The sequence below is a fragment of the Bythopirellula polymerisocia genome (assembly GCF_007860015.1).
GTDB classification, from domain to species: domain Bacteria; phylum Planctomycetota; class Planctomycetia; order Pirellulales; family Lacipirellulaceae; genus Bythopirellula; species Bythopirellula polymerisocia.
Window position 1 is genome coordinate 799,562 of the sequence record NZ_SJPS01000002.1, and the last position, 11,881, is coordinate 811,442.

7 protein-coding genes are annotated in these 11,881 nt (G+C 51.5%); 5 read left to right on the forward strand and 2 right to left on the reverse strand.

What is annotated here, in order from left to right; all coding sequences use genetic code 11:
- Positions 1-55 precede the first annotated feature (55 nt).
- Together Pla144_RS09315 and Pla144_RS09320 are read right to left on the reverse strand one after the other, a co-directional pair.
- Positions 56-1,714 carry a FecR domain-containing protein gene (locus tag Pla144_RS09315; protein ID WP_197530527.1) on the reverse strand — a complete coding sequence of 553 codons (1,659 nt, stop codon included), beginning with the start codon at positions 1,712-1,714 and terminating at the stop codon, positions 56-58.
- Complete coding sequence (locus Pla144_RS09320) at positions 1,711-2,265, reverse strand: sigma-70 family RNA polymerase sigma factor (protein ID WP_146450365.1); 555 nt, start codon at positions 2,263-2,265, stop codon at positions 1,711-1,713. The genes Pla144_RS09315 and Pla144_RS09320 overlap by 4 nt, the downstream gene beginning before the upstream one ends.
- A gap of 448 nt (positions 2,266-2,713) precedes the next feature.
- On the opposite strand from Pla144_RS09320, the gene Pla144_RS09325 reads away from it, so the two are divergent.
- The 5 genes from Pla144_RS09325 to Pla144_RS09345 all read left to right on the forward strand — a co-directional run bounded on the left by Pla144_RS09325 (position 2,714) and on the right by Pla144_RS09345 (position 11,846).
- Positions 2,714-3,802: a DUF1559 domain-containing protein gene (locus Pla144_RS09325; RefSeq protein WP_146450367.1), complete on the forward strand. Its 1,089-nt coding sequence runs from the start codon at positions 2,714-2,716 to the stop codon at positions 3,800-3,802.
- 183 nt (positions 3,803-3,985) lie between these two features.
- On the forward strand, positions 3,986-5,689 hold the full coding sequence (locus tag Pla144_RS09330) for a hypothetical protein (protein ID WP_146450369.1): 1,704 nt from the start codon (positions 3,986-3,988) through the stop codon (positions 5,687-5,689).
- A gap of 47 nt (positions 5,690-5,736) precedes the next feature.
- Positions 5,737-6,246: a hypothetical protein gene (locus tag Pla144_RS09335; RefSeq protein WP_146450370.1), complete on the forward strand. Its 510-nt coding sequence runs from the start codon at positions 5,737-5,739 to the stop codon at positions 6,244-6,246.
- Between the two features lie 510 nt (positions 6,247-6,756).
- On the forward strand, positions 6,757-8,700 hold the full coding sequence (locus Pla144_RS09340; protein ID WP_146450371.1) for a hypothetical protein: 1,944 nt from the start codon (positions 6,757-6,759) through the stop codon (positions 8,698-8,700).
- A gap of 23 nt (positions 8,701-8,723) precedes the next feature.
- Entirely contained in the window at positions 8,724-11,846 is a 3,123-nt protein-coding gene (locus Pla144_RS09345) for an alpha-L-rhamnosidase (protein WP_146450372.1), read from the forward strand.
- Positions 11,847-11,881 lie beyond the last annotated feature (35 nt).

The following is an 11,881-nucleotide window of genomic DNA, read 5'->3' on the forward strand; positions in this document are numbered from 1 at the left end:
TACTGGTGGTTGGCTATAGATAGGCAGGGGACATGTTCAAAGCAAATATCCAATCTCACATGCTTGGAAGACCACCAGAAAGCGTCAATCTTGATGAGTAATCATTCTGAAATTCGTGAAATAACTTTGCATTGCCAGCAGCCTCCGCAAAAGTTTGCTGTCGACCAAACGCATACCACTCAACACGCAACGCCATTGGATTCGGAATTGCCTTTATCGGCGGATTCTTACCAATACCACTCCTCATCATTCCGTTCTGAACATCGACTTCGATAATGTTTTGACCCTTGACTAGACCTTTAGTTATATTTACGAAACGGAATTGTTGATCACCAAACGGTTGATATTTCACGTTGTCAACCCAAGACTTAACTTCCACTGGATTGCCGTTGACGCGAACGGCGGCAATGCCATTGTCTGCCAAGAATCGACCGAATAGCTGCATTGTGGAAAGATCGTAACCTTCCAGATCGAATTCTGTTTGAAATGTGTAAATGGAATTAGGCGAAGCAGTTTGCCAGTCTGAAATGGATAACCACTGCGACGTATTAGGGCTATTGGGTAAATACCCACGTTCAGGTGTACAAACCGTTGCGAATTGCTTACCGCTAAAACTTCCCTCCGGCCCGGCTACCACCCGCCAATGCAGATCTTCGTCACCAACTTCAAGCCCAATGCCAGTATTGTTCAAAGCAACAGGGCGGTATGCTCCCGAGTCACCAAAATCCAAACTAGCAAGTAGGTGCTTAACATCCTGTTGCTGAACACTTTCGAACAGACCTTCGCCATCAATCGACACCTGTTGACCTTCCGATATCAGCAACCCTCTCGGCTGTGAATTGCGGGTACTCGATGCTCGCACGACCCCCTTAAGGACCGTAGTTTTTGTCTTAACGCCAGGAAAAGCAGAAACCGTGAACGTAGTTCCGAGGTCGACAATATCCATTTCCTCAGTAACTACCGTGAAGCCTTTAGCCCAGGGCGCGACATGGACAGCGACATTGCCTTGATGCAGATTGACTTGATCCCTCGCAACGAAGGTCAGTGAAAAGGGTGCTTCAGCGACGATTTCTGCCCCGAACCCGACACTGATGCGAGCTTTGCCCTGTTGCAAACTGACCGTCTCACCTTCATAGAAAGCCTGCCCAACCTCAAGTTGCGAGTTCTCCCATAGAGACCGCACTTCCGATGCCAAAGTGGCAACTGGCGCAGGTGGCTTGCGCAGATTAGCAACGCTTGCTTCCTCAGCGGCCTCCAAATCTTTAGCGGACCGAAGCTGAGCAGAATGCCCTGCTCGCCGCTCCCCATAATTAAAGAAGCTAACTAGCGAAACCGCAAGCAAAACCCCAACAGCAAGGGCCGTGTACCATGACAACACCCGTCGGAATGCGGACATACCTTTAGTATCAAATCTCGTCGGATGCAACGTAACTTGGGGTTGCCCTCCTCTCGCGTTCTCGAAAGTTGTGAACTGAGACCCTTGTGTGCGGCTGGGCAACTGTTCGGTCAAGTTGGCAATAAGTTGCCCGTGGCCCAGCATGCCACTGGTGTCAGCGTACTCATGGAGAGCCACATCCAGGTGAGAATACTTGCGAAACTTCTCTCTAGCTTCCGCCGAACCCTGCAATTCTTTTTGGAGTGCCTGTGAATCATCGGCATCGAGATGGCCATCTAGCCACGCGGCAATCAGCTTATCAATGTCCCTGTCAGTCATCCTATCCCTTCCAAAGCCATGGCCTTCGAAATGCATTTCAAGAGCGCAGATCTCAATCGCTGAACAACCTTATAGAACGCTTGCTCACCTTTGCCGGATTGCTTAGCCACCTCTCGCATCATAACACCGGGTGAGTATACTTTCAGCAGTAGTTCGTGACTGGCCGCATCTAATTTATCCAGGCATTTTTCGAGGTGCTGGCGACGTATTTGACCGCCCTCATCCTCAGCAGCTTCTGCCGCCAAAAGTCCCCAAACATCATCCGAAAAAACGAGTGGTGTTCGCGCGAGGCGACGGCGATAGCTCATAGCCTCATATCGAGCAATTGTCAGGAACCAGCCACCGAATGAAGTGCCTTCCTCAAAATCTGAAAATTTCCGCCACGCCACTAGGCTGGCTTCCTGTGCCACCTCTTCAACATCCTGCCAAGTTGGCAGCAGCCCACGTAAATATGCGCGCACACTTGACTCATTCTCGAGCAAGAGCTTGACAAATAGCTCGTACCTCTGAGGGTCATTGGGAGTGCCAGATTTTGCTGTGGAGTCTTTCATCTCCAATAACACGCCCCTGAAGTGAGGAAATGGACTAATAAACCAGAAAAAATAATGCAAAATCTACCTGAAAGCTTCGATAGCCGCAGGAATGGCGTGGTGGGCGCATTGGCTCAGCAAGCTGAGGGCCCCCCACTAAGCAGCCTTAAGTACATCGAATCACTGGTTTTGTGGACTTTGGGGTCATGTTTCCAAGAATTTTTCCTGTCCACTCTGCCTGCGTCAAGACGTGGTTAGTAATCAGAAGGTCATTGCTGGCCGTACTTGACAGGGTAGCGTCAGTTGATGCCAGCCGCCCAATTAAGTTATTCCTGACGTGTTTTTTGGTGGTCAAGGGCGGATCTACTCTCGTCAGGCTGGCTCTAACGGTCTCGTCGAAATAGTGTCATTTAGTGTACATGCGTTTATATTAATGCCAGCATATCTAATCTAAGGAGGATTCAAAAAGATGATTCGGAATACTAGCCAGGTGGTAAAAGCGGATAAGCAGGCGCGAAGAAGACGACTTACTACAAAGAACCAAGACTTATTCTCCAGGCCCCTACATGGTTTTACACTCGTAGAATTGCTCGTCGTAATCGCGATCATTGGAGTACTTGTCGCCTTGCTGCTGCCTGCAGTCCAAGCGGCACGAGAGGCTGCAAGACGCACCCAGTGTCAGAACCGTCTTCGGCAGCTTGGGATCGCATGCCAGAACTTCGCGGACGCTCGCAAAATGTTTCCACCTGCGAACGGAAAGTTGTCTCCTACCGCACAGAAGCGAAATTCTCGTGATTCGGGGAATTGGGGCTATCTTGCTTTCTTGACGCCGTATGTAGAGCAGGCCAACGTGAAAAACTTGATAGACCCCGAGTTTGAGTACGATCAGCAAACTCAAGCCGTCCGGGACTTTTTGGACAACACTCCCATCGAAGAGTTCAAGTGTCCGTCTTTCTCTCTGACACAACCTGTGAACACTTCGGATTTTGGGAGCGGAGACCCAACGGCTTTAGATTCTGGCCTCGCAACGGCCTACTGCGCTGTGATGGGGGCCAATCTCGACGAGTATACAGGGACAGATCTTGTGCCCGGTTGTGGGGCAGGCAATCGAATCAGTGAAGGCAGTCCTTACACCATGCTTGAAAATTCGGCTGGGAATGGCAGATGCCATAGTGGCGGAGAAGGTAAAGTGGCAATCAACGGCGTGATTACCTTCCAGGGCGAGATCGGTTTTCGCAGGATCACTGACGGCACAAGTAACACGTTTCTCATCGGTGAGTCAGCATTCGGTCCGCCAGAAAACCAGGGTACACGCCCCTGGTGGATCGGGGCCGCGACAACGTGGTTCTACACCGCCCATAACCTCACGTATCCGCTTAATAGTGCGACCCCCTCAAGCGTCCTTAGAAATGACGTCGGCTTCGGTTCAGATCATCCGGGAGGCTGCCACTTCGCTATGGCTGATGGCTCAGTGCAGTTTATTCAAGAAGATATTGGCCTCCGAGAGCTTATCGCTTACGCAAGTCGTGAGGGAAGCGAGGTCATAGCCAATCGCTAAACTTACTTGTACTGCTGTTATTGCCATCCCTCCATCGAAATTCTAGGTCATAGCATGCAATACCGCGGGGCGAGGAATTGGTATTTTTTACTTAACTCAGTTTTTTGTTCGTGCGTACCAGCTCAGAGCGTTCGGCGTATATTTGAGAGTCTTAACCAGTAGTGTTATCAAATGGTTGATTTCTTGAGTACTAGACCTTTTGTGGTTACTTGTGCGTTTTTCGCAGTGATATGCGGCAATTCAATCTCTATAGGTCAAAGCTTGCTGTACACCGAGGGGCCTGGCATCAATCCACCATTCGAGGACATACGAGACAGTATCACAAACGGCTACTTGGGAACTACAATCGACGTGAATAACGAAGCAGTCGAGGGGGGACTCTTCGGCGTGCTTGGGATTGAGGACAATCTCAGGCTTCACACCCTTGCGAATAGTTCGCTTCCCGAAAGCGACTTCGACAACTGGAGTCGCTGGTATCAGACCGACGGAGCAACGCAAATCTTTCGGCTCTTTCCTGGTGAAGAGAATGTTCGGAACAGTCGACCATTGGCGGCTCGCGTCGAGTCGTTCGACGCAAATACGGGCTGGAATGTCGCTGGTGGCGAGTGGCACGAATGGGTCGCTCGTTACACAATCATAAAGCCGATCAATGCAGCGATTTTTCAGGCCAAAGACGTCGACGACGAAGCATGGTCGATGCAACTCAACATGGAAAGCAGCGGCAGAGTCAAGGTCCAACACAGGACTCCGGCGCCGGGACAACCAAAATTCGAGACACTCATCGACAATGCTGTTGGCCAGCCATTTGACATTCGCATTCGAGACAATGGGCTGGAATACGAGGTGTATTTTGGTGCCCAAGATCAACCCTTCACAACGGGCCAATACGTTCGCAATCAGCAGCCTGGGGACAATTCTCTCACACGTTTCCGCTGGGGCATCTACGTCGGAGCCCAAGAGGTCTTGAGTGAAGCGATGATCTTCGTCAGTCATGCTTCCGTGGACCCGGACATTGACTTCCCCACCGAACCCCCCGCCCCTACCTATGGAAATCTGATCGCGGGCTGGGATACCTGGGATAGTGGTGCTACTCCTACTGCATCCCTAACCGCGCCAGGGGTCACCGGGGCAGCTGTCACGACCACCGAAGGGCTCAATTGGCATACTACCGACGGGCGGGGCGCCAGTGCCGACGGTACGTGGGGAACCTTCGCGGGCCCCCCAACAGCAAGCACCGTAGCCGGGGAGGGTGTGCAAAATGAAAACCTGGAATTGCCTAACGCGACTACCGGAGGCACGATCACCTTCACGATCACCAATAATGGCACGAGTGACCTCGACTTGGACGGCTTTCATTTCGATGCCTACGCTTTCCGTCCCAAGGCAGCCCGGGCCTACAAATTGAGTGTCTCCAGCGGAGCTATCACCAACGGTGTGATTTACACTTCAACTGACGATGAGATCACCAGCGTTGCTGGTGCCTGGGACAACAGTGCTCATGACGATATCAGCCACTCCTTGCTAGGGCTCGCAGACCACACCCTCGAAGTGGGTGGAAGCGTTGAATTTCTGCTGGCTTTCTCGAGTGGAGACGGTGATGGAGCCGGTGGCCACGATCTCTGGATCGACAATGTCGCCATCACTGCTGTGGTTGACGTAATCCCCGGCGACTTCGACAGCGACGGCGATGTCGATGGGGCCGACTTCCTCGAGTGGCAGCGTAACGATGGCACACCAGCTGGTCTCGCGGCATGGCAAAACAACTATGGTGTGCCTGCACAGCCATACACATCACCAGCACCTGTACCTGAGCCTAGTAACTTGATGCTGATCAGCCTCAGTTTATGGTGTACTTTTAGCCGCCTACGTGATGCATGCTTTGCTTGAATCTTTCAAGGTCAATGGGTTTCAGCTAACACTTAAGGAATGATTTCATGATGCCTCCAACAAAAAACCTCGTATTGCGTTTACATGGTGCATGCAGGCAGTTACTCACTGCGGAGAGATCGCTTGGCAAACAATTGTGCGATTTGGGAAGTCTTTGGTGCTTCGCTCTGCTAATGGTTAACACTTTGTGTTTGGTAGGATGTGGGGGAAGTGGAGACGGCCTCGCACCCGTTCATGGTGTGGTTACACTCGATGGAAAGCCACTTACCGAAGGTTTCGTCCTTGTGACGCCAGCTGAGGGCAAAATGGCCAAGGGCACGATTCAGGCGGACGGAGCATTCGTTCTTGGCACTGACACCAATTCCGATGGGGTGAAGATTGGCACCCACCCGGTCTCCGTAATTCCACCACCTGCACAGGAAGGAATGCCTATATCGACCACTGCGAAATCTTTACCGCAGCGCTATACAAATGCTAGGACGTCTGGAATTACGGTAGACGTAAAACCAGATGCCGACAACGAATTGACGCTTGAATTGTTTACGCATCAACAGTGATCTGGCTGGTGTCTAACTCGATTTGACAATGCAATATCTCTTTAGTTCCCAGTAGGCATAAAAGCAATCAGGCTGAGTCACACTTTGAAGAGACTATAAATCGTATTGGCTTGTTGTTTCCTGACCGCACCTTCTTATACAGCGGCTTCTACGGATGCCTTTAATGCGAGTATCTTGACAATGCCAAAACCAGCTTGACTCGATCCATGGAAGATATCCATTGCCTAGAATACGGACAAGAGCGCGCAAGTGATCAACAATCTTTCAGTCCCAACCAACTACGAAGCTAAGTTAGTACTCCAACCAAGACAAGAATCGAAGCGACAATGAAGCCGAAGGGAGAAGAATTCGAGATCCAAGTACCGAATGGAGAGGGCCACATGACGCGGTCTTCCGAATCCACCAGTTCCCCTCCGGACTAGGAAGAAAAAATGACTCAAAGAGGGGGGAATGGTTACTTCCACCCCTGTTTACTAAGCTCCACATTTAGAAGAACCAGAGAGCGTATACATGCAGGATCGTCGAAAATTCTTGGGAACTTTTTCACTCGGAAGTGCAGGATTGGCCTTTAGTGCAAGAGGCTTGTTGACGGGCCCACTTGGTTTTGCTGCTGAAAACAAGGCTATCGACTTCAACACGTTGACCAAGAATTTGCTCACCGATTGGTGCGACGGCATGATCAGGTGTCAGATTAATGAACCAGGCAATCCCAAGCTTCATGGTGCTTTGAAGTGCCCGGCTTGCAGCCACATTCATGGCCGGTGTTCCGACGCACTGTATCCGTTCTTGCGCATGGCGCACGTGACTGGAGAGCAAACGTACCTCGATGCTGCGATTAATGTCTACGAGTGGGCAGAAAACAACGTAAGCCAGCCGGATGGAAGTTGGACCAACGATATCAACCCAAAATCCTGGCGAGGAACTACTATCTTCGGTGCGATCGCACTTGCGGAAGCCCTGCACCATCACGGAGATGTTCTTGACGAAGAGCGAAAAAAAGCGTGGACCGCCCGGCTCGACAAAGCTGCTGGCGGCTATCTCCTTCGCGATTTCAAGAAGATCGACTTCACAAATCTCAATTACGGAATGACCGGACTCTACGGTTTCAATCTGTTCGGTCGAGTCCTCGGAAAACAGAAGTACTTCGGCCGCAGCCAGCAGTTTTCAAAACGAATTAAAGAATTCTTCACAGAACCGAACAAGTTGATCTACGGCGAAGGCAAACCGAGTGACAATCGCAGCGAGCGCGGACTGTTGCCAGTCGACCTAGGATACAACGTCGAGGAATCCCTCAATGGAGCCGTGTTGTATGCATTGGAAGAGAATGATACTGAGTTGCTCGATCTGTTGGTCCATTCGATGAACGGTCACCTCGAATTCATGCTACCCGATGGCGCCTGGGATAACAGTTGGGGCACTCGATCGGCGAAGTGGAGCTACTGGGGCAGCCGGACTTCCGATGGATGTCAGCCGGCTTTCAGTCTGATGGCTGGCTACAACCCGGCATTTGGAACTGCTGCAATCAAGAACGCCGAGTTGTTGCAGCGATGTACTGCCGACGGACTGCTACACGGTGGGCCCCACTATGTTTCTCACGGCATCAAGCCCTGCATCCACCACACTTTTGCCCATGCGAAGGTGATGGCTCTGGTGCAAGATAAAATTAATTCGATGCCGGATGTCGACAAATCACAACCGCTGCCTCGAGAGACGGCCCAAGGCGTCAAGACCTTTCCTGAAATCGCAGTGTGGTTGGCGGCGAAAGGACCATGGCGCGGAACCGTATCCTCTTATGATTCGATCTACAAAACCAAGTCAACGGACGGTCTACAGCAGCCGACCGGTGGTTCGCTGTCGGTGTTGTATCACAACAAGGTCGGTACGTTGCTCGCCGGCAGCATGGCCAGATACATTCTGGTCGAACCGTTGAACCAGCAGCCCAATCCAGGCGAGGACTTTCCGCTCACCACGCGAGTCGAAACGTTCAAAGATGGCACGTGGTACACGAACCTGTACGACCTGAAGGCCGATGTTCGATATACAGATGACGGCAAACAGGTCACCTTTGATGTGAAAACGACATTGCAAGATGAAGACCGTAATGTGGTGAAAGGAAATGCTGCGACATATGACATCCAATACCTTCTCGAGGATAGTCAAGTTACGATAAGCGCAGCAAGCTCAACTGGATCGATAAGCAACAGTCCAGCAGTCTTGGTCGTGCCAATCATCTCACCTACTGGTGAGAAGGTTCGGCAAGTATCCGAGAATCGAGTCGAGATTGAGAAACCGGGTGGAACCGTAGTAGTTGAAGCCAGCGTTCCTCTATCGATCAAAGAGAGCAAGAAAGGCCGGATATTCAATATGGTTCCAGGTGCCGAGGCTGTTCCCATCATTGCTCATTTGCCAAAACAGGCAGGGATGAAGGCCAAGTGTGCAATTTCTGTCGTCTAATCGGTCACCATGCAAAGTAAATAATGAAAATAATTCTAGGTCTAGTGCTACTGCTTGTCAGCGTTCAAGCGGTGGGCAGTGAGATCCAACTCTTGGATCTAAAATGTGATTGTCGGGTAACTCCGCTAGCAGTCGATCGACAAGATCCTCTCTTATCCTGGCGTCTTGAGGGCGAGCGACGGGGGCTGGCGCAGCGTGCCTACCAAATTCAGGCGGCCACTTCTAAAGCTAAGTTAAAACGTCCGGATTTGTGGGATAGTCGCTGGGTAGAGGACGAAAAGTCGACAGCTATTCCGTATGCTGGAAAGCCATTCTCCTCAAAACAGCGTATCTACTGGCGTGTCCGAATCAAGGACGATCAAGGAACTGCTTTGCCATGGTCGGAGCCGACCTGGTTCGATAGCGGCCTTCTGGAGGACGGCGACTGGCAGGGCGCGGAGTGGATTGCATGTACCCGTAAGATTCAGACGGAGTACGGCCCCTCCGATACGATGGGGCCATGGATCGCGGCCCGGGAAGATGATGAACCGGCAAAGAAAATAAGCTACAAAATCAAATTCTCGCTCCCGGACAAGTATGTCGTTTATGCCGGCGCCTGGTGGAATCACATGAGCAAAGGCGAGATCGAGCTCATGGTCAATGGGCGCAAGGGTCTCAATGGAACGGAGGGACCTCCGACAATTTACTACAAGGACTACAGTTTCTACATGCAGAGGGAGAACGAGGTCAGCATCAACCTGACGGGTGTCGATCTTTCCACGCCAGTCTCATTCGGCATGAAGATCGTCTTCGCCGATGGAAGCAAGCAGATCATTCAGACCTCTGCGGATTGGGTAGTCCATTTAGGCGAAATAAAACAGCCGGTGAAGGTGGTGTGCGGGTACGGCAAACCGCCGCTGGGCAAGGCGAAGATTTCGCCGAGAGCGCCGCTGGAGGTGGCATGGTATAAGAAAGACTTCGATGTTCCCAAGGAGGTGTCTGCCGCCCGGCTCTACGTCTGTGGCCTAGGATACAACGAGCCTTATCTGAACGGAGAAAAAGTCGGGGACCATGTACTCGACCCGGGGCAGACGGACTACGAGAACGTCGCTCTCTATTCGGTTTTCGACGTACGGGACCAGATCAAACAGGGCACAAACTCGCTGTCGATCCTGCTCGGCGACGGTTGGTATAACAACGACCGCTGGTTTTCCCACTCTCGCTATCTTTACGGCAAACCCGGGCTGCGCGCTTATCTGGACATCCGCTACGAGGATGGCACTCACGACAAGTTGGTGACGGGAGGCGACTGGCGCTGGAAAGGCTCGGGCGTCACGATGTCGAACCTGTTTCTAGGTGACTACATCGACTATCGGAAGTGGCATTCGGAGTGGGAGAAACCGGGCACGCAGACGGGCTGGAAGCAGGTACGGAAAGTGAAGGCGCTGTCGCCGAAACTGATCGCCCAGGACTTCCCACCGATTCGCGTCGTGCGGGAAATCGATCCAGTAAAAACCTGGCAGATTGGTGAGAAGACCTGGGTAGTAGATGTCGGTCAGAATATCAGTGGCTGGCTAGCGCTGGATTTCAATGAGCCTGAAGGCACCACGATGCGAATCCGCGCCACGGAGATGCTGTTAGAGGACGGCAAACACCTCGACAACGTGCCGGGTTCCTTCTGGAGCTGTCACTCCTCACCGCAACACCACCAAATTATAGCAGACGGGAAATCGCATAGCTGGCGACCCTATTTCAGCTATCATGGCTTTCGTTTCGCCGAGATCCATGGGTTAAGCAAAGCCCCTACGCCCGGACAAATCAAATGCCTGGTCGTGCATTCGGACACACCGGTTACGGCCACGTTCAAGTCTTCCGATCCGTTGTTAGACCGCATTTTCAAAATGGGCATTCAGACCCACCTCAATAACATGCATTCCGTGTTGGAGGATTGCCCGCACCGCGAGAAATGCCAGTGGGGTGGGGACCTCCATACGTCCTGGGCGACCGGATTCCACACACTGGATTCGGCTTCATTTTACCGCCAGCAGGTTCGACTGTTCTACACCCCGCCTTTTGACCCAAAAGGGATTCCTGGTCGGATCGGGGTGGGCAAACGCCATACGAACAAAACCCTGGATTTTACTTGGTCGGTTTCTCCACTGTTTTTGGCGTGGCATAACTACCAAGTGAACGGGGATTTCCAGTCCGCTGGCGATCATTACGATGTGATGCGCAAGTTTCTGCAATATTTTGAGAAGAACTCTCCCGATCTTCTTCCGCAGATTCATCGTTACGGCGACCATGCTGCGCCTGAGGGTATCCCAAGATCGCCTGCTGAAAGTCAGTTGATTGCAGCCTTTAATTTTTACGCCGCTGCAGATCGTTTCGCCGATTTTGCTGAGCTGCTTGGGAAAGCTGATGATGGTCAGTGGAGCCATGACCTCGCAGAGCGCATACGGAAATCGATCATCCAAAAATACTATGATCCGCAGAAAAAGACGTTCGGCAATGGCGTGCATGACAGTTTGGCTTTGGCTTTTGGCGTCGTGGATCCGTCTGAGCGAGAAGATGTAGCGACATCACTGGCTAAGATCTATCAGGAGAACGGTAAGAAGTTTGATGGTGGATTCATGTCTTATAACATTTATCCTCAGTTGACGGAAAATGGTTACGTGGACCTGGCATTGGATATGCTGCGGAACCCAAATTATCCAGGGATAGCACAGAGTATCCGGGACTACGACGCAACCACGATCTTTGAGAAGTTCCGGAATGATTCGCGTGGCAAGCAGTTACGGCACTCTCTGGACCATCATGCCATGAATCATCCTACGGCCTGGATGCTCAATTATCTGGCTGGTATTCGATGCCATCCAGATGAGCCTGGCTTCCGCCGTATCTTACTGCAGCCCTACATTCCAACAAACCTTGAATGGATGGAAGCGGATGTGAAAACAGCCTATGGAGTCATAAGAAGTGCGTGGAAGCAGGAAGGTGAACATGTCAATTGGTCATTTACGATTCCGCCCAACAGTGTTGCGGAGGTTTCTTTGCCAGAAGCAATAGAGAATCTCGACTTGGATGGTGAAAAGGTAGCCAGCAACAACAACATTGAACTGAGTGCGGGGCACTACATAATGAGCTGGACGAACAAAAGGTCGAAATGAAATCAATACTACTTTTACAGAATTGTGTACTGGCA

Bases quoted from the DNA above. Each gene is read 5' to 3' on its own strand.
- Pla144_RS09345 (WP_146450372.1), top strand. From the start codon at position 8,724: ATGAAAATAATTCTAGGTCTAGTGCTACTGCTTGTCAGCGTTCAAGCG.
- Pla144_RS09320 (WP_146450365.1), bottom strand. From the start codon at position 2,265: ATGAAAGACTCCACAGCAAAATCTGGCACTCCCAATGACCCTCAGAGG.
- Pla144_RS09340 (WP_146450371.1), top strand. From the start codon at position 6,757: ATGCAGGATCGTCGAAAATTCTTGGGAACTTTTTCACTCGGAAGTGCA.
- Pla144_RS09335 (WP_146450370.1), top strand. From the start codon at position 5,737: ATGATGCCTCCAACAAAAAACCTCGTATTGCGTTTACATGGTGCATGC.
- Pla144_RS09325 (WP_146450367.1), top strand. From the start codon at position 2,714: ATGATTCGGAATACTAGCCAGGTGGTAAAAGCGGATAAGCAGGCGCGA.
- Pla144_RS09315 (WP_197530527.1), bottom strand. From the start codon at position 1,714: ATGACTGACAGGGACATTGATAAGCTGATTGCCGCGTGGCTAGATGGC.